The organism is Streptomyces sp. NPDC058240 (genome assembly GCF_042882135.1).
In the GTDB taxonomy this organism is placed as follows: domain Bacteria; phylum Actinomycetota; class Actinomycetes; order Streptomycetales; family Streptomycetaceae; genus Streptomyces.
On record NZ_JBHVWT010000005.1, the window covers coordinates 157,804 to 174,078 of the forward strand.

The 16,275-nt window shown below is 68.2% G+C and carries 20 protein-coding genes and 1 tRNA gene; 15 read left to right on the top strand and 6 right to left on the bottom strand.

Annotation, left to right across the window (positions count from 1 at the left end; translation table 11 throughout):
• Positions 1 to 460: 460 nt before the first annotated feature.
• The gene (locus ACFVX4_RS12720; protein ID WP_389975782.1) at positions 461 to 925 is read right to left on the bottom strand and encodes an NUDIX hydrolase; all 465 of its coding nucleotides are present in this window, start codon (positions 923 to 925) and stop codon (positions 461 to 463) included.
• Positions 926 to 943: 18 nt separating this feature from the next.
• Here ACFVX4_RS12720 and ACFVX4_RS12725 point away from each other — a divergent pair, with 18 nt between their 5' ends.
• The 11 genes from ACFVX4_RS12725 to ACFVX4_RS12775 all read left to right on the top strand — a co-directional run bounded on the left by ACFVX4_RS12725 (position 944) and on the right by ACFVX4_RS12775 (position 8,074).
• The gene (locus tag ACFVX4_RS12725) at positions 944 to 1,723 is read left to right on the top strand and encodes a GntR family transcriptional regulator (protein WP_389975269.1); all 780 of its coding nucleotides are present in this window, start codon (positions 944 to 946) and stop codon (positions 1,721 to 1,723) included.
• 139 nt (positions 1,724 to 1,862) lie between these two features.
• Positions 1,863 to 2,219, top strand: coding sequence for a hypothetical protein (locus tag ACFVX4_RS12730; RefSeq protein ID WP_389975272.1), 357 nt, complete (start codon positions 1,863 to 1,865; stop codon positions 2,217 to 2,219).
• 3 nt (positions 2,220 to 2,222) lie between these two features.
• On the top strand, positions 2,223 to 3,578 hold the full coding sequence (locus ACFVX4_RS12735) for an FtsK/SpoIIIE domain-containing protein (protein ID WP_389975275.1): 1,356 nt from the start codon (positions 2,223 to 2,225) through the stop codon (positions 3,576 to 3,578).
• 85 nt (positions 3,579 to 3,663) lie between these two features.
• Positions 3,664 to 4,329: a DUF2637 domain-containing protein gene (locus ACFVX4_RS12740; protein WP_389975278.1), complete on the top strand. Its 666-nt coding sequence runs from the start codon at positions 3,664 to 3,666 to the stop codon at positions 4,327 to 4,329.
• Between the two features lie 19 nt (positions 4,330 to 4,348).
• Positions 4,349 to 4,543: a hypothetical protein gene (locus tag ACFVX4_RS12745; protein WP_389975281.1), complete on the top strand. Its 195-nt coding sequence runs from the start codon at positions 4,349 to 4,351 to the stop codon at positions 4,541 to 4,543.
• 1 nt (position 4,544) lies between these two features.
• Complete coding sequence (locus ACFVX4_RS12750; protein ID WP_007388789.1) at positions 4,545 to 4,736, top strand: mobile element transfer protein; 192 nt, start codon at positions 4,545 to 4,547, stop codon at positions 4,734 to 4,736.
• A 12-nt stretch (positions 4,737 to 4,748) separates the two neighbouring features.
• Positions 4,749 to 4,904, top strand: coding sequence for a hypothetical protein (locus ACFVX4_RS12755; RefSeq protein ID WP_389975284.1), 156 nt, complete (start codon positions 4,749 to 4,751; stop codon positions 4,902 to 4,904).
• 23 nt (positions 4,905 to 4,927) lie between these two features.
• A complete protein-coding gene (locus tag ACFVX4_RS12760; protein ID WP_389975287.1) occupies positions 4,928 to 5,245 on the top strand; it encodes a SpdD-like protein in 318 nt (105 codons plus the stop codon).
• A gap of 110 nt (positions 5,246 to 5,355) precedes the next feature.
• Entirely contained in the window at positions 5,356 to 6,735 is a 1,380-nt protein-coding gene (gene repSA, locus ACFVX4_RS12765; protein ID WP_389975785.1) for a replication initiator protein RepSA, read from the top strand.
• Positions 6,732 to 6,923: a helix-turn-helix domain-containing protein gene (locus tag ACFVX4_RS12770; RefSeq protein WP_389975289.1), complete on the top strand. Its 192-nt coding sequence runs from the start codon at positions 6,732 to 6,734 to the stop codon at positions 6,921 to 6,923. Before repSA ends, ACFVX4_RS12770 begins: the two co-directional genes overlap by 4 nt.
• Positions 6,923 to 8,074: a tyrosine-type recombinase/integrase gene (locus ACFVX4_RS12775; RefSeq protein WP_389975292.1), complete on the top strand. Its 1,152-nt coding sequence runs from the start codon at positions 6,923 to 6,925 to the stop codon at positions 8,072 to 8,074. The genes ACFVX4_RS12770 and ACFVX4_RS12775 overlap by 1 nt, the downstream gene beginning before the upstream one ends.
• Before the next feature lie 76 nt (positions 8,075 to 8,150).
• Here ACFVX4_RS12775 and ACFVX4_RS12780 read toward each other — a convergent pair.
• Positions 8,151 to 8,226 (bottom strand) — tRNA-Arg (locus tag ACFVX4_RS12780).
• A 454-nt stretch (positions 8,227 to 8,680) separates the two neighbouring features.
• On the opposite strand from ACFVX4_RS12780, the gene ACFVX4_RS12785 reads away from it, so the two are divergent.
• Positions 8,681 to 9,154: a hypothetical protein gene (locus ACFVX4_RS12785; protein WP_389975295.1), complete on the top strand. Its 474-nt coding sequence runs from the start codon at positions 8,681 to 8,683 to the stop codon at positions 9,152 to 9,154.
• A 3-nt stretch (positions 9,155 to 9,157) separates the two neighbouring features.
• On the top strand, positions 9,158 to 9,430 hold the full coding sequence (locus tag ACFVX4_RS12790; RefSeq protein ID WP_389975298.1) for a hypothetical protein: 273 nt from the start codon (positions 9,158 to 9,160) through the stop codon (positions 9,428 to 9,430).
• 225 nt (positions 9,431 to 9,655) lie between these two features.
• Here ACFVX4_RS12790 and ACFVX4_RS12795 read toward each other — a convergent pair whose 3' ends face one another.
• The 4 genes from ACFVX4_RS12795 to ACFVX4_RS12810 form a co-directional block, all read right to left on the bottom strand.
• Complete coding sequence (locus ACFVX4_RS12795) at positions 9,656 to 10,111, bottom strand: hypothetical protein (protein ID WP_389975301.1); 456 nt, start codon at positions 10,109 to 10,111, stop codon at positions 9,656 to 9,658.
• 95 nt (positions 10,112 to 10,206) lie between these two features.
• On the bottom strand, positions 10,207 to 12,030 hold the full coding sequence (locus ACFVX4_RS12800; RefSeq protein ID WP_389975304.1) for an alpha/beta hydrolase: 1,824 nt from the start codon (positions 12,028 to 12,030) through the stop codon (positions 10,207 to 10,209).
• 9 nt (positions 12,031 to 12,039) lie between these two features.
• Positions 12,040 to 12,507, bottom strand: a complete 468-nt coding sequence (locus tag ACFVX4_RS12805; RefSeq protein ID WP_389975306.1) for a hypothetical protein — start codon at positions 12,505 to 12,507, stop codon at positions 12,040 to 12,042.
• A gap of 147 nt (positions 12,508 to 12,654) precedes the next feature.
• Positions 12,655 to 13,599: a S8 family serine peptidase gene (locus ACFVX4_RS12810; RefSeq protein ID WP_389975309.1), complete on the bottom strand. Its 945-nt coding sequence runs from the start codon at positions 13,597 to 13,599 to the stop codon at positions 12,655 to 12,657.
• Between the two features lie 180 nt (positions 13,600 to 13,779).
• Here ACFVX4_RS12810 and ACFVX4_RS12815 point away from each other — a divergent pair, with 180 nt between their 5' ends.
• On the top strand, positions 13,780 to 14,367 hold the full coding sequence (locus ACFVX4_RS12815) for a TlpA family protein disulfide reductase (protein WP_389975312.1): 588 nt from the start codon (positions 13,780 to 13,782) through the stop codon (positions 14,365 to 14,367).
• Positions 14,368 to 14,468: 101 nt separating this feature from the next.
• Positions 14,469 to 16,253 carry a class I adenylate-forming enzyme family protein gene (locus tag ACFVX4_RS12820; protein ID WP_389975314.1) on the top strand — a complete coding sequence of 595 codons (1,785 nt, stop codon included), beginning with the start codon at positions 14,469 to 14,471 and terminating at the stop codon, positions 16,251 to 16,253.
• Positions 16,254 to 16,275 lie beyond the last annotated feature (22 nt).

The following is a 16,275-nucleotide window of genomic DNA, read 5'->3' on the forward strand; positions in this document are numbered from 1 at the left end:
AACTCGGGCAGGCTGTGATCCTGCCCGGAATTTGAACGAGTGGCCCCCTGGTCTTGCTCGACGCGGGACCCGAACCGGGGAGGTGGCTAAAGCCGTGGAGCCGACCGCCCCAGCCACAGCGGGTTTCCCCACCCCGTGTCGGCCGTTTCTCTCGGGCTGGTGTCCGCGCTCGGTGCGCCGCCGCCCGGCCAGGGGCAGCCGGGGCGGAGACAGAGGCAGCCCCCGGCCGGGGGCTGCGGCGCGGGGGGGGGGTGTGGGGGGGGGTTGGGGGGGGGGGGGGGGGGGGGTTCCCTGGGGGAGGGTGTTTTTATTTTTTGTTTTTTTCCTTTGGGGTGTTTTTTTGCGTTTTGTGCGCCGCACCCTGCTGGGGGAAAGCCGGGGGGGGGAAGGAGACGACCCGCGGCCGGGGGCGGCGGCGCGCGCCGCGCTTGCGCGGCGCCTTGATGAAGTAGGGAAAGTCTTATCCCACTGGGATGAGTTGCTTGCCGTTGTGGCTTCGTACGTGAGGGCCGTTGCCGTCCAAGGCGTCCAGGAGCCTGATCGCGTAGACCTCGGACATGCGCTCGCTGACTTCGTCGGGCGTGAGCCAGGAGACGGCTGTCGACTCGCTTGATGTGCGCTCAGTGCCGCCGGAGGGCTTGCAGCGGAAAACCAGGGCGACGATACCTCGGGTGGTGTTCTTGTAGACGCCGGTGAGTTCGTCCACCTCGACGTGGATGCCTGTCTCTTCCCAGACTTCGCGGGTTACGCCGGCCTCCGGGGTCTCGTTCAGTTCGAGTACGCCGCCGGGGAGTTCCCATGTGCCGTTGTCCGCTCGGCGGATCGCCAGGAGGCGCCCGTCCTCGCGCACCACTACCCCGGCTACGGATACGGAGTGCAGCGGCGGCGACGTTGCTTCCTGTGGTTGACTCATGTACAGGAGCATAGGAGGCATGGAAGGACTATGGGAACTGCGGTAGAGGGGGGCAGGTCCGGGCCTCGGTATGTGCAGATCGCGGACGAGATCGTGCAGCAGATCAGGGCTGGTGTGCTCAAGCCTGGCGACATGGTGCCGAGTGAGTCTGAGCTGGTGGAGCGCTATGGCGTGTCCGGCGGCACGATCCGTAAGGCCATGGTCGAAGTGCGGGCGAGCGGGCTTGTCGAGACCCGACACGGCAAGGGCTCGATCGTGAAGGACCGGCCGCCGGTACGGCACCGTTCCTCCGACCGCTTCCGGCGCTCGCTCCGCCAGGGCGGCAAGGCCGCGTACCTCGCGGAGTCCGCGCAGTCCGGCGCCACTGCCAAGGTGAGTGTCCTCTACATCGGGCCCATGGAGGCCCCCGCGGATGCAGCCCAGCGACTGGGCGTCCCCGTCGGCACTCAGGTGCTCGCCCGTCGGCGTCTCTACTTCCGCAACGGCACCCCGGTCGAGACCGCCTCCTCGTATCTCCCGTGGGATGTCGTGAAGGAGATCCCGGAGCTGTTCGCCGAGAACCCCGGCGGCGGTGGCATCTATGCCCGACTCGAAGACCACGGGCATGAGTTCGCCGAGTTCGTCGAGACGCTGCAAGCCCGGCCAGCCTCCAAGGCGGAAGCCACCGAGCTAGCGCTCAGTCCGGGTGCGCCGGTGGTTCACCTCGTCAGGGAGGCCCGTACGACGACCGGCATCGTGGTCGAGGTGTGCGACACGCTCATGGCTGCTGACCAGTTCGTTTTCGAGTACCGGATCCCGGCCGGCGACTGACGTTCGCTCAACTTCCTGCAACCCGTCGTGACTTCGATGTCGCGGCGGGTTGACTCATGTACAGGAGTGAGGCACTCTTCTTCATGTCACTCATATACATGAGTGACGGAGTTCGGCATCTATAGAGGAGTGATCCGCTGTGCGTCAGATCCCCGTCGACACCTCCGCCGCGACCGTGATGGTCGCCAAGACCCCGCAGCCGAAGGTAAAGGACCGCCGTACCGGCGAGATCGCCACCGACGCCGAGACCGGCGCGCAGCTGATGACCGTGGACGTGATGTTCGCGGCCAACGACGAGGTGGAGATCCTGTCCGTCACCGTCCCGGAGACCGGCATCTCCGGTGACCTGACCATGGGCACCCCGGCCGCCCTCACGGGGCTGATCGCCCGGCCGTGGGAGAACGAGTTCAACGGCCAGAAGCGACACGGCATTGCCTTCCGCGCGGTGGCCGTCACCTCGCTGGCCATCACGGGCACGGGCTCGAAGGCGGCCTGAGCCATGACATGGCCAACGGTCTTACTACTGGTGGTCGTTGCCGCTGCGGGTCTCCTGCGGTGGCGGCGTCCCGCCTGGCACTGGCTGACCTTTGGGGTCACCCTCGCTGTCGTGCGCGTCCTGGTCCGCTACACCTCCGTCATGGAGGCTTGCGGGCTGACGGTCCCGCCTTCGCGCTGGCGGCTGATGCTAGCCCGGATAGCCAACCGCCCGGCGCCGGAATCCCGCGCACCACGCATCCTGCGGCTGCGGCCCACCCACACAGGCCTGGTCCTCAGGCTCAAACTCCGCCCGGGACAGGACGCCTTCGATGTCGCCGCCGCCTCTGACCGGCTGCGCCACTCCTTCGGGATGTATGGCGTGACTTCCCGTGAGTTGCGCTCGGGCGTGGTTGAGATCCGGATGACCGGCTACGACGTACTCAAGCGGGTGCAGATGCCGGCCAAGACCGACGTCCGACCGATGTGTGTCCCGGTCGCGCTGCGGGAGGACGGCTCGGTTCACTACCGCGACTACCGCGCCGTCCCGCACGGTCTGACCCTCGGCGCCACGGAGTCCGGCAAGTCCGTCTATCAGCGCAACCTCGTCGCCGGGCTCGCCCCGCACCACGTTGCGTTGGTCGGCATCGACTGCAAGCAGGGCGTCGAGCTGTTCCCACTGGCACGCCGGTTCTCCGCGCTCGCTGACAACCCCGACACCGCATTGGAGTTGCTGGAGGCGCTGGTGTCCCACATGCAGGACGTGTATCAGCTCATCCGCGCCGAGCAGCGGGTCAGCGTTGCCGTGCCGGACGCGGAGATCGCCGCCGACATCTGGGACCTGCCCGAGGATCTACGGCCGGTGCCGGTCGTCGTCCTGGTAGACGAGGTTGCCGAACTCGCCCTCTTCGCTGGCAAGGAGGAGGAGAAGCGGCGGGACCGTATCATCACCGCCCTGGTCCGCCTCGCCCAGCTCGGCCGCGCTGCCGGCGTCTACCTGGAAATCTGCGGGCAGCGCTTCGGCTCCGAACTTGGCAAGGGCATCACCATGCTCCGCGCCCAGCTCACCGGCCGCACCGCGCACCGCGTCAACGACGAGACATCCGCGAACATGGCCTTCGGCGACATCGCGCCGGACGCTGTACTCGCTGCCATCCAGATTCCTGCCGAGACGCGCGGCATCGCCATCACCGGGGACTCCACCGGCGGCTGGCACCGCATCCGCGCCCCGCACACCTCGCTGCGCCAAGCCGTGAACGTCTGCAACAAGCACGCCGACCGCACTCCCGAGCTGCCCGCCCTCGCGCCCTTCCGGCCCGCGGTCGCCCCGCTGCACTCGGTCCGCGTGCCGCTGTCCAAGACAGCTCCCGCCACCGCCTGATCCACCACCCCTCCCACGGTCGGCGCGACCGCCCTTCGCGCCGGTTCCCTACCCCTGCCATGCCTGATCACAGGAAGGAGCCGTGATGGCCCGCCCCGCTCTCCGCATCGACGCCGTACTTGTCCAGGCCGTCATCGCCGGGGCACTGTCCTTCGCCCACCTGCACGACCTTGCCGCCGCTGCCGGACAGACCGGCTGGAAGGCCTGGGCCTATCCGGTCTCGGTGGACCTGCTCCTGGTCGCCGCCTGGCGTCGGCTGCGTGCCGATGGGCCGTCCCGGCTGGCCTGGTGCTGGTTTCTCATCGCCTTGGTCGCCTCGCTCGGCGCCAACGTCGCCACCGCCGGACTGCTCGACCTGAACGATGTCCCGGCGTGGCTGCGCATCCTCGTCGCCGCCTGGCCTGCCCTGGCGTTCATGGGCGGCACCCTCCTCGCCCACTCATCTGCGGACCCCTCCCCGGCTCCGCCGGCACCTTCCGCCCCGGCTCCGGACTCCGGGCCCGAGACGGATCACGACCCCGCCGTTGCCGAGTCGAGCCGGGTGCCCGAACCCGTCGCCGCCCCGGAGCCCGAGGAAACCCCGGCCCTGCCCACAGCAGTGCCGGTCCCGGCCGCGCTGGTCGCCCACGCCCGCAAGGTCGCCGACGACCACCACGCCCGCACCGGCGTCCGGATCGACACCGACACCCTCCGTGCCCGCCTCGGTCTCCCGCCCCATCTCGCCGACGCCATCGCCGCCCAACTCACCTGACCCGGAAGGGAGACAAGCCGTGACCCGTGACCCGGCCGACCTGACCACCGCCGACTACCTCGACGGCGCACGCGAGATGACCGCCGCCAACCGGCCCTACCTCGCCCACCTGCTCGCCGAGGAAGCCGCCCAGCGCACCACCGACCCGGCCACCGCCGCCGACATCCGCGCCACCTTCCCCGACCCGACCACAACCCGAGAGGAATCCGACTGACATGCCCGCCCGTGACTTCTTCCACTCCGTGATGCGGATCGGCCCCGTACAGATCGGCACCCACCGCGACCGCCGCGGCCAGACCAAACACGCCGCCGTGTGCACCAACGACCGGTGCGGCTGGTCCGCCGACTACTCCAGCCAGTCCGCCGCACAGCTCGCCGCCCGCACCCACCGCTGCCGCGTCAGCTAGGAGGCCGACCCGATGAACGTTCCGCTCTGGCTCGCGCTGCTCGCCGTCGCCTACCTCGGCGTCAAGCTCATCCGCCCGCCCTGGTGGCTCATCGCCGTGCTCCTCCTCGGCGGCTTCCTCCTCGCCGACAGCGTGCTTGCCTCCGTCGTCAACGGCTTCGTCAAGTAGCACGAACCGAAGGGAGAACACTGATGCTCCGCCCGAAGATCCCGACCAATCCCATGCCCACCGGTCACGTCATGCCGCCCGTGTCGGTGGAGCCGACCACTGTCGTGCCTAGTGCGCAGGTACCGCCTCCTGCTCCGGTCATTGCGATGCAGTCCCGGCCCACGGTGCAGCTCACCCCCGGCACCGCCCTCGCCCTCGTCGGCGGCGGGACGGCCGTGGTCCTGGTCGTCGGCGCCGTCCTGGTCTCCATGCTCCTCGCGGTCGCCGTCACTGGCGCCTCGGTCGCCGTCTGCGCCCTGGTGATCCGCTCCCTCGTCAACGCCGACGCCAAGCGACGCTGACCGGCCCCCGGGCGGCCTCGATACCGCCAAGCATCCGCCGCCCGGGCGCCGCCCCTGTCCGATCTCACAACCGGAAGGAAGAACCCAGCATGGCGCATCGCGCCTCGTCCGTGCCTGCCCCGCTGCTCGACCCGACCACCCTCGGTGACCTCCTGCGGGTGGCCTCGGCTCCTGACTACACGCGCTGGGAGGACCAGATCCGCCGTACCGGCGGCTGCTCCGACCCCATCCATCTGACCGGCTGGACCCTCCACAAGGACAAGACCACCGGCGAGACCCTGCATCACTACACCACCGCCGACGAACCCGGCGGACGCCTCCGCCTCGCCTGCGGCAACCGCCGCGCCTCTCGCTGCCCCTCCTGCGCCTGGACCTACGCGGGCGACACCTACCACCTCATCCGTGCGGGCCTGGCCGGTGACGACTGCCGCGACGTCCCCACCACCGTCAGGGACCACCCCCGCGTCTTCGCCACCCTCACCGCCCCCTCCTTCGGCCCGGTCCACAACCGGCCCGACCGCGGCGTCTGCCGCTGCGGCGCCCAACACGCCCCGGACGCATCGGAACTGGGCACCGCCCTCGACCCCGCCATGTACGACTACGCGGGCGCCGTCCTGTTCAACAACCACGCCGGACAGCTCTGGCAGCGCTTCACCACACGCCTGCGCCGCGAACTCGCTGCCCGCGCCGGCCTCACCCGCCGAGAACTCGCCGACCACGTCCGCGTCTCCTACGGCAAGGTCGCCGAATTCCAGAAGCGCGGCGCCCTGCACTTCCACGCGGTGATCCGGCTCGACGGCCCGGAGGGGCCCGGAACGCCGCCACCTGCCTGGGCAACGGTCGGCCTACTTGCCGATGCGATCCATGCGGCCGCGGCGCACTCCTACACGTCCGTCTCTGTCCCGTCCGCCGGGGACCAACCGGCCCGGTCCTTCCGCTGGGGAACACAGCTCGACGTCCGCCCGGTAAAGGCCTTCGGTGACAGCTCCGACATCACCGAACAGGCCGTTGCCTCCTACGTCGCCAAGTACTCCACCAAGGCAGCCGAGAACACCGGCACCCTCGACCGCCGCATCGGGGAACTCGCCGAGCTCAACCGCCACCAGGTCCCGGACCACACCCGCCGCCTGATCACCGCATGCCGCGACCTGGACAGCCTCTACCCGGACCGGCGCCTCTGGGCCTGGGCACACATGCTCGGCTTCCGCGGTCACTTCTCCTCCAAGTCCCGCCGTTACTCCACCACTCTCGGCGCTCTCCGCCAGGCACGCGCCGACTACCGCGCCACCCAAGAGGCCGCTGCCCTGGGCTTGGACGACCGCGAACCGGACACCGTCCTCGTCCTCACCGACTGGCAGTACGCCGGCCACGGCCACACCCCCGGCGAATCCGCCCTCGCCGCCTCAATCGCCCGGGACATCCAGCTCAACCGCGAGACGGCACGCGAAGCACTGCAAGACCAACTCGCCCTGGAAGGAGCCGCAGCATGAACACCGCCGTCACCGCCGAACTGCTGACCGTGCCGGAAGTCATGGCGCGTCTCAAGGTTGGACGCTCGAAGGTCTACGACCTGATCCGCTCGCGCCGTCTCGTCTCGATCAAGATTGATGGGGCTCGTCGTATCCCCGACGTCGCCGTTCGTGACTTCGTCCTCGGCCAGATCGAGGGGGCTGCCTGATGGCCGGTCCGCGCAAGCGCAATCCCAACGGCGCCGGCACCATCACCAAGCGCAAGGACGGCCGTTACCAGTGCGCTGTGTACGTCCTTCAGCCGGACGGCACCCGCGCCCGCAAGTTCGCCTACGGCAAGACCTGGGCCGAGTGCGACGCCAAGCGCCGGGAACTGCTCGACAAGGTCGACCAGGGCGTGCCCGTGCCCACCCGTTCGGCCAAGCTCTCCGAGTGGCTGCCGTACTGGCTGGACAACGTCATCAAGCCTCGGCGGAAGCTCAGTACGTACGACAAGTACGAGGCACATGCCCGGTTGTACCTGGTGCCGTTGATCGGCGCCAAGCGGCTCGAATCGCTCGGCGTCGCCGACGTACGCCGCTTCCTCGTCCGCCTGGAGAAGGAGACCACTGCGGCAACCGCCAAGGAGTCTCACCGCGTCCTGAGGTCGGCGCTGTCCTCCGCCTGTCGCGAGGAGCTGATCACGCGCAACGTCGCCAAGCTCGTCGAGCCACCCCGCACCGACAACCGCGAACTGAAGCCCTGGACTCTCGACGAGACGCTGGACTTCCTCGCGGCCTCCCGCAAGGACCCGCTGTACGCGGCCTTCGTTCTCGCCATCGCCATGGGGCTCCGCCGGGGTGAGATCGTAGGCCTGCGCTGGTCGGACCTCGACCTGGACAACCGCGTCCTCCACGTCCGCCAGCAGACCCAGCGCCGACGGGGCGTCCTCTACGACGACGATCCCAAGAGCCGCCGTCGCCGGGTCGTCCCGCTGCCCGCCCTCTGCATCGCACCCCTGCGCTGGCACCGGATGCGGCAGGCAGCTGCTCGCGCCAAGGCGGGGGAGCGGTGGCAGGAGTCCGGCTACGTTTTCACCACCCGCACCGGCCGCCAAGTCGAGCCGCGGAACGTCTACCGCTCCTTCACCCGCGTCGCCGAGTCCGCCGGCCTCCGCGTGATCCGGCTGCACGACGCTCGGCACGGCACGGCCACGCTCCTCACGGCGGCCGGAGTCGCGCCCCGCGTCGTGATGGAGATCCTCGGGCATTCCCAGATCAGCATCACCATGGACGTCTACACGCACGTCGTGCAGGACACGCAGCGGAAGGCCATGAGCCACATGGACCGGCTGCTCAGGAGGCGCCCCGGTCGTCAGTGACCGCCGTCGTTGATGTCAGATCTAGATGTCAGAAGGGGTCCACCTCCGAAAATCCGGAGGTGGACCCCTTCTGAACTGGTGCCCCCGGCAGGATTCGAACCTGCGACACCCGCTTTAGGAGAGCGGTGCTCTATCCCCTGAGCTACGAAGGCGGGGATCTGTCGGAAAACGTGTCCAAAACCCGGCCCGGGTGGGCAAAGGGCTTCAGGTCGGTTTGTCGGCAGGGTTGCGGTGGCCTGGCCCGTGAAGGCTGGGCCACCGCCGACAGTGTAGCGGGTGGGGTGAGGTCGGCACCTCGGGTTCATGATCGCGCGCGCCTGTGGCGGGCGAGCTGGGGTGCTGCCAGTGGGTGAGGTGCAGGGGGTTGGGGCCGGGGATCCGCGGTTTCAGGCGCCGAAGGTCAGGCCGTTTCTGGCGCGGGTGATGGAGTTGTTCAGCCAGGCGTAGCCGATGTAGATGAGGAGAGCTGCTTTGGCTCCGTAGGCGGGGACCCTTTCGAGGGGATAGCTCTGGTCGAATCGCGAGTGCGCCGATTCGCTGTCCTGGCGGAATCCCTTGAGGCGGCGGCCGGCGGCCGGCGGGTGTGTCGGGCGGAACCTGTCGGAGGTGTTCGGTGCGGTTGAAGCGCTTCTTCCGTGTGGTGGGGTCAACCTGACGGTCGTCTTCGGTCTCGTCGACTCGAATGCGCACTTTGTGCTGTTTGGTGCTGCAGGGGATGGTGATGCGGTGGTAGAAGCGGGTCCGCTTGCCCTTTCGGTATTCGAGTTCCTCGACGGGGAGTGGGGTGTAGTGGGTCTGTCCGTCGACGGTGATACGGCGTTTGCAGACCCGGGCCTCGGTGACGTAGAGGTCGTGGGTGCAGGGCCCGTCCTGGTAGCGCTCCAGGGATTGGGGTGGGAGTCCCGCGTACTGGGGGGTGAAGACGAGGAGGCCTTCGGCGATAAGCGGGGCCCGGTGGACACCTCGGAGGGCCTTGTCGTAGGTGACGGCCCGCAGACCGGGAGCGTGCTTGAGCAGGTGCTTGATCATCTCGACGAAGGCGTGGCCCTCGGCCCCGCGTTCCGGGTCTTCTTCCTCTGACTTATGACGGATGGACTCCAGAGCCAGGATCACGCGGCTGTGCGGAGTGTTTGCGAGGCGGACGGCGATGGAGAGCAGTTTGTTGCCGTAGACCAGCTTGTCGCCGCCTTCGGTGGTGAGCCCCGCGTCCGGGGCGACACGGTGTCTGCGGATCTCTCCGGTCTTCTCGTCAACGGTTTCGCGTTCGGTGTGGGAGGAGGGAGGTTCCGCGACGGTGGCATCGCCGTGCACTACGTGGTGGCGCTCAGGGTGGATGCGGCTCACCCGCGTGGCTGACTCTTGCATCATTCCGTGGTCGAGGGCCTGCTGGATCGGCTCGTGAACGCCTCCTCCCGGTCATCGATCGCACCAGCACTCAGGTCGATCAGCGTCTGAAGCAGGAGATCAGCTACTGGTATGCCCAGGCCGGCAAGTTGGAGCAGGACCTGGCCGAGGGCGAGCAGATCCGACACCGGCCGGAGCACGCGCGGTCGTGGGCTGAGGGACTTGAGATCCGCCGCGTCAGCTCGAGAGGGGCGCGTCGCTCGACCAGAACGTCGACTTCACGTTCGGCGCTGGCAGCTCCTGCTTCGAGTAGTCCGGGCCGTTCGGCTTGCTGGTCGGCGGAGCAACCTCGGATTTCTCCACACAAGGGGTGGTGACGCTCAGGTGGGCCTGGCCAGTGGTCCCGATCAGGACCTCGAGCTGGAAGCCGTCCTGGGTCTCGAAGTTGGCTGCCAGCCCGTTCTGACTCGCCGCGACGAACTTGTAGCCCTTGCTCTTCCAGTGGCGTTCCAACACCCCGAGGAAGCTGCCACGCCGTTTGGTCGAGATGATCGTCATGACGGAACGGTCGCGGTCCACATAGCAGTCACCTGGCATTGAGTACGTGTGCGTCCACTGAACGGGAGGCTTGATGGCCGCAAACGTCTCGTCAAGAATCGCGTCCGCCTTGTCGGCCGCCTCTTGCATGTTCATCTTCGATTGGCTTTCCTTGCTTGAGGGTGCGGTACCTGTCGAGCCGCACCCGGCCAGAAGCAGAACCAGCACTGCGGCCGCTGCAACCCTTTTCCTCATCGCGGCGTCTCCCTCGTAACATATCCCGGCTGTCCTGCGACAATGGCGGCGATATTTCGCGCAGAAACCTTATCCTTCCCTTCTTCTGGAGAGAAATAATTACTATGGGCTTCCATATCCAACTTCGAGTCCGACACGTCGGGGAAGGAAGGCTGAAGCAGTTCCGGTCCGGGCAGTGTCTCGAATCTGTTGGCGCCGAACGCTTTGCTTGCCGGATCCTTGCCGAACCAGATGTCGTCGTCACCCTGGTCGGCGATTTCTCCTCCGAGGTACCCGACAAGCGGCCCTCCCCCGAAGAGTCCTATGGTTCCTGCCGCAGCTTCTTTTGACGAAGGGAGCTTGGTGACGATGTCGTTCTCAGCCGCTCCCACCCAGACGTGATCCTTGCCCACACCTAGGTCCTCCGCCTTGTCAACACCGACGCCGGGACTGCCGACAAGGATGATGTCGTCAGCCCCCGGAATCCCTCCTGCCTCCTGTGTTGCGGCCCCCACCAGTCGAGAACCATAGGAATGTCCAATTGCAGTGATGTGGGGATCGGTACGCTCATTGGTTGCCGAAATTCCACCCATGAAACTGTTGTACGCGGGGGCGCCGCGCTCAGCGTCGCCCGTAGTCATCACGTCGATCGATTGAGGGGCATCGTAGCCGAGCCATACGATCGCGGATGATGAGGGATCGATACCCTGGGCGCCCTTAGTCGTATCGAAGGCACGTTTCACTGTGCCGTCGGCAAAACCGGAATCGAGTTTAGTGCCCAAGCCAGGCACATAAGCCGAGACGTTCTTTGAGGTGTCAGGGTTCCCGAAGGCAACGATCGCTCTCCCGTTTCCTTCGAGACCGACCCCCAGAAGGAACATTGGCGGCTGACTGCCCGAGTTGAGCTTGGTCTGGATGCCTTTCAGTCCATCAAGCTTGTCTTTGGACACCTCATTGTGCTGGCCCTCCAACTGCGCGATGAGAAGTTGGATGCTCCCGCGGTTTGCTTCGTCGCGGACCACGGCTGGGATGCCGTCCAAGTTGCCGATGACTTCCGGGAAGGCCGTCTTGTACTCCTCGCGCTCCTCGTTGCTGAGGTTGTCCCACCACTCCTTGCGGTCGGCCGGCGACTTGTCCAACGGGATCTGATCCTGAAGGTATTTGCTGGCGGCCGAGCTGACGGCGTCGACATCGGCTGCCACATTCGCCCACGTCTTGGTGTCGACGTTCAGCCCCGGCGCCGCCTTGAGCTTGCGCAGCGCCTTGCTGTAGCGATCGTCGATCTCCTGGGCTTCCCGTACGGCGTGGGCGATGCGGTCGGCGATGTCCACGGCTTTGGCGTGGTGTGGGTTCGGGTTCTTCAACCGAGTGTCGCTCGGTACCAGTCCCGGTGATTGGAAATTTGTGTTGTTGCCCGTGATCGGGTAGGTGTTGCCCAGGACTGTGCCGCCAGCGATCGGCTCACCGGTGAGCTCGCTCTTACCGCCGGCGGGATACGTGATGGTGCCGTCTTCGTTGACGGAGTATGCCAGCGTGGCCGCATCGTCCAGTGCCTCAGTCAGGCGCCGCTTCGGAGCGGTGATTTCGGATGAGAAGCCGTCGAGAGCTCCGGTGATCAGACTGCACTCGACCTGGGTGTAGTGGAAGTTCTCCGACAGCTTCCGCAACTGCTTGAGCGCCGCGTCCGCGGCCTCGCCCGCGTTGGCCTTCCGCATGGCCGCGGTGATCTGGTTGTCGATGCGGTCCTTGGCCGAGTCGGCCATGGCGCTGATGGCACGGTACCCGTCCGCCGCTTCCACGTACTCGGTCGGTTTGAGGGCCTTGAGCGTCGGGTGGTCCATTCTTGCGGGTCACCGCTCCTTGGGCTGGCCGCCGGCGGGCGGATCCTGGTAGTACTCGGTCTTCAGCTTGGCGATCTCGGCCTTGATGGCCTCGTCGGTCCGTAGCTGGTCATTTCCCGATTTCTCCAGCACGTCGGCAAGCCCGTCGCATACCTTGCTGACATCCTTGACGTAGCGCCTCCAGGAATCGTAGACATCCTGCTGGGCTGCCGAGGTCAGGCACCCGGACTGCTTCCCGAGTCCCGTCTGGCCCAAATCCGCCTTCACCCACGCCTTGTCAAGGTCCTCCCGCAACGAGCCGACGCCTTCCCCTGCCTTGGTCCATGCCGCCTTGTCGGACCTCAGCTTGTCGGCACCGCCGCTGCTGCCACCGGAAGTGGAACCTCCGGGGTCGGCGGGCAGTTGGTTGAGCTGCATCTGCGTGGTGTGCCGCTCGACCGCCGCGGTCTTGAGCTGCTCCCACTCATCCCACGCCATGAGTGGTCCCCTCCCCGTGCCGCGTCGTACACCGACGAGCGGATATGAACGTGCGACAGTAACGTTTTGGTGATCGAGAAGTACCGTAGCGCCCGTTCATCACGTGCCCCATCTGCACCGGGAACCATCGCGCCTGAGTATCTGTACTCATGCGGGACCAGGGCCTCGGCCGGAAGGGTCGACGCTGCCCGGTGCGCTCGGGGCCGAATGCGGAGCATGCGTGAACCCTTTATCTGTGTAAGGGAATTGGCTCGGGTAGATCGTGGCTGCCTGGAATGACGCTGCAGGGGCCCGACGCTTGCGGATGGCTGCGGAAACCGTGATCGCCGCTCCGAGGAGTACCGCCGTCCCGATACCCAGAGTGATCCAGAGGATGCTGCCGTCGTCCTTGGGCGCGGAGGCCGTCGTGGCGGAGTGGTCATTCTTTGCCGACGCATCGGTGCCGTTGGATCTGGAGGTGTCGGGAGACGGAGACTGCGACGCTGCGGCTGCGAGGTCCGGGAGGGGGTACTCGTCGGCGGGGCCCGGATCGCCAGGGTTCTGCAGAGCAATGCGGGGGCGTACGGCGCCGTAGCCGAGGTAGTCCGTGCGCTCCTTGCTGCTCTTGGGCTTGCTTGCCGTGTTGAGCATGACCCTGAGTACCTGGTTGTTCGTCCAGTCGGGGTGCTTGGACCAGATCAGCGCTGCGGAGGCGGAGGCGAGGGCGGTGGCGTCGCTGGTGCCGTGCGTCTTGCACAGTTCCGTGGCGCCGAGACAGGCAGCGAACATGTCCTCGCCCGGCGCGACCAGGTCGACTTGGCACGAAGGCGGCGCTGACAGCGCAGCGGATAGGGCTTGTGGAGGTCGCCCCCCGTTGGGACCGCGGTCGGTCGTGTGGTCGGCCGGCGGGGATCCTGGTGCCCTCGGTGACGGCGTGCCGTGTCGTGTCGGGTCGGGGGTTCGGCCTTCGGGTGGGCGGGGTTCGGCTTTTTGGCGGGTGGGGTTCGGTGGGGAGGTGGCCTTGGGGGAGGTGGTCGCAAGGGGGTTGTTCGTGGAGGGAGTTGGGGGTGGGCGTACCGTTCTGACTGACCAGCAAGAACCGTTGTTCAGCATGCACGGGGGTGTTTCCGTATGCCCGCATGCCGCGTCCGCACCGCACCGCGGATCCCGGGCTCCTCGGGATGCCGGGTGTCGCCGCACGGGTGACCAGGGGTGGTGGCGCGGTGTGGGTTCGGGATCCCCCGGCCCGGACGCCGGGTGGCGCCTGACCGCCGTCGCCCCGAAGGACCCCCCATGAAACGCCCCTATGTTCCCTTCCTGGCCGCCCTTGCCTGCGCCGTCGCTCTCGTCGGCGCGATCACGATCGGAGGTAGTCCGGGTACGCCCGAGGGCTATCACCGCGGCAAGGACGGCACGCTGACGATAGACAGTGCGCACCGTCCTGCCGCGCCGGACTTCACCGGGAGCGGCGCCGACGGGAGCCCGGTGCGGCTCTCCGACTACGCGGGGAAGACCGTCGTGGTCAACGCGTGGGCCTCCTGGTGCGGGCCCTGTCGCAAGGAGACCCCGGTCCTGGTGGGCTTCCACCGGAAGATGAAGGACCAGGGGGTCGTTGTCCTGGGGCTGAACCGGGACGGCTCCGCCAACGCGGCGCGTGCCTTCGCCCGTGAGTTCCACATGCCCTACCCCAGCATTCTCGACCCCGGTGGAAAGCAGCTCTTCGCGCTGCCCAAGGGGCTGCTGACCACCCAGGGGCTGCCCGTCACCCTCGTCGTGGACGCGCGAGGACGGGTCGCCTCGACGGCGTCCGGGGCCCTCGGTGAAGGCCGTCTGGAGGAGCTCGTCGCCGCCGCGCGGGTCGGGTCCCCGGCCGGGGACTGAGCCGACGGGCGAGGGGGCCGGGGTGTCTTGACGGGGGGCGGGGGCGGGCATAGCGTCGCGAATGTACTGAGCAAGCGCTTAGACGCTTAGAAAGGTCGCTCGTGCCGCACATCGACCCGACTCCCGCCACCCCCGGACCGAGCTCTGCCACCCCCGGCCCGCCCCGCGTCGGCCCCGACCCGGAGGCGGTCGCGGCCGCCGCGGAGGCCGCCGTCCGTATCGAAGCCGCGCTGACCGGCCCGGGAGCCCCGTTCGCCGTGGTGCGGGTGGAGGACGGGGTGCACGCCGGCTCGCTCGTGTACGCGGACGGGCCCAGGACGCTCCGTGAGTTCGTGGAGACCACCTGGGCCTTCGGGGACCGGCCCTTCCTGATCTCGGGGGAGCGCAGCTACTCGTACGCCGAGTTCTTCGCCGCCGCGTCCACGCTGGCGTGCCGGATGACCGGGACGTACGGGCTGCGCCGGGGTGACCGGGCCGTCGTCGCGATGCGCAACCACCCCGAGTGGCAGATCGCCTTCTGGGCGGCGCAGCTGGCCGGGCTGGTCGCCGTACCGCTCAACGCCTGGTGGACGAAGGACGAGTTCACGTACGCGCTGGACGACTCCGGGCCGCGGGTGCTCCTGGTGGACGGCGAGCGGCTGCCCAGGGTCGCCGGGTGGGCGGCGGAGAACGGGGCGCGCGTGGTCGTCTTCCACGCGGAGGAGGCCGTCCCGGACGGTGTCGAACGGTACGAGGACCTGCCCGCACCCGATCCGCTCGCCGCACCCCCCGAGGTCGAGATCCGGCCCGAGGACGACGCGACGATCATCTACACCTCCGGCACCACCGGCCGGCCCAAGGGCGCGGTCGCCACCCATCTCGCCCAGGTGGGGGCGGTGGTCAACCCGCGGTTCCACGCGGCCGCCTCCGCGCTCGGCCGCGGGATGATCCCGGGGCAGGGGCCCGCCCCGGTGTCGCTGCTGACCTTCCCGTTCTTCCACGTCGCCGCGTTCACCGGCTTCTACGCTGCGATGGCGGCGGGCGGCACCCTCGTCCTGATGCGGAAGTGGGACGCCGAGGAGGCGCTCCGTCTGATCCGCGAGCACGGCGTCACCCACTACGCCGGTGTCCCGGCGACCGCGCTCCAGCTGCTCGCCGCGGCCGAGCGGGCGGGCGACGGCCTGGAGGGTCTGCAGATGCTGAACACCGGCGGGGCCGCCGCTCCGCCCGATCTGGTCGCCCGGCTGACCGCCCGGCACGGCGACCGCATCGAACCCCGCAACGGCTACGGCCTGACCGAGACCAGCGGTGGTGTCCTGGCGAACTTCGGTGCCGAGTACCGGCTCCACCCGGGCAGCGTCGGCCGTCCGACACCCACCACCGAGGTGCGGATCGCCGGGCCCGCAGGCGAGGCGCTGCCCGAGGGGGAGGTCGGGGAGCTGTGGCTGCGCGGTCAGTCACTGGTCCGCGGCTACTGGCGCGACGAGGCGGCGACCGCCCAGGCGTTCACCGACGGGTGGTTCCGGACCGGGGATCTCGCGGTGGTGCACGAGGGGCGGGTCGGCATCGTCGACCGGATCAAGGACATGGTGGTCCGCGGCGGGGAGAACGTGTACTGCGTGGAGGTCGAGGCGGTGCTGCACGATCACCCGGACGTCGAGGACGCGGCGGTGCTGGGGGTGGCGCACCCGGTCCTGGGCGAGGAGGTCGCCGCCGTCGTCCGGCTGCGGGCCGGTGCCACCGTCACGGCCGAGGAGCTGAGGGCGCACGTCGGGCGCAGCCTGGCCGCGTTCAAGGTTCCGGCCCATGTGCTCGTACGGGACGAGCCGCTGCCCCGGAATCCGACCGGGAAGATCCTCAAGCGGGAGCTGCGCGGGCCCGTCGAAGCGGAGGTCCGGGGGCGATAGGAGGGGCGGTAGGGGAGCGACA

Bases quoted from the DNA above. Each gene is read 5' to 3' on its own strand.
- ACFVX4_RS12720 (WP_389975782.1), bottom strand. From the start codon at position 925: ATGCTCCTGTACATGAGTCAACCACAGGAAGCAACGTCGCCGCCGCTG.
- ACFVX4_RS12725 (WP_389975269.1), top strand. From the start codon at position 944: ATGGGAACTGCGGTAGAGGGGGGCAGGTCCGGGCCTCGGTATGTGCAG.
- ACFVX4_RS12735 (WP_389975275.1), top strand. From the start codon at position 2,223: ATGACATGGCCAACGGTCTTACTACTGGTGGTCGTTGCCGCTGCGGGT.
- ACFVX4_RS12740 (WP_389975278.1), top strand. From the start codon at position 3,664: ATGGCCCGCCCCGCTCTCCGCATCGACGCCGTACTTGTCCAGGCCGTC.
- ACFVX4_RS12750 (WP_007388789.1), top strand. From the start codon at position 4,545: ATGCCCGCCCGTGACTTCTTCCACTCCGTGATGCGGATCGGCCCCGTA.
- ACFVX4_RS12755 (WP_389975284.1), top strand. From the start codon at position 4,749: ATGAACGTTCCGCTCTGGCTCGCGCTGCTCGCCGTCGCCTACCTCGGC.
- ACFVX4_RS12760 (WP_389975287.1), top strand. From the start codon at position 4,928: ATGCTCCGCCCGAAGATCCCGACCAATCCCATGCCCACCGGTCACGTC.
- ACFVX4_RS12770 (WP_389975289.1), top strand. From the start codon at position 6,732: ATGAACACCGCCGTCACCGCCGAACTGCTGACCGTGCCGGAAGTCATG.
- ACFVX4_RS12775 (WP_389975292.1), top strand. From the start codon at position 6,923: ATGGCCGGTCCGCGCAAGCGCAATCCCAACGGCGCCGGCACCATCACC.
- ACFVX4_RS12790 (WP_389975298.1), top strand. From the start codon at position 9,158: ATGACGGATGGACTCCAGAGCCAGGATCACGCGGCTGTGCGGAGTGTT.
- ACFVX4_RS12795 (WP_389975301.1), bottom strand. From the start codon at position 10,111: ATGAACATGCAAGAGGCGGCCGACAAGGCGGACGCGATTCTTGACGAG.
- ACFVX4_RS12800 (WP_389975304.1), bottom strand. From the start codon at position 12,030: ATGGACCACCCGACGCTCAAGGCCCTCAAACCGACCGAGTACGTGGAA.
- ACFVX4_RS12805 (WP_389975306.1), bottom strand. From the start codon at position 12,507: ATGGCGTGGGATGAGTGGGAGCAGCTCAAGACCGCGGCGGTCGAGCGG.
- ACFVX4_RS12810 (WP_389975309.1), bottom strand. From the start codon at position 13,599: ATGCTGAACAACGGTTCTTGCTGGTCAGTCAGAACGGTACGCCCACCC.
- ACFVX4_RS12815 (WP_389975312.1), top strand. From the start codon at position 13,780: ATGAAACGCCCCTATGTTCCCTTCCTGGCCGCCCTTGCCTGCGCCGTC.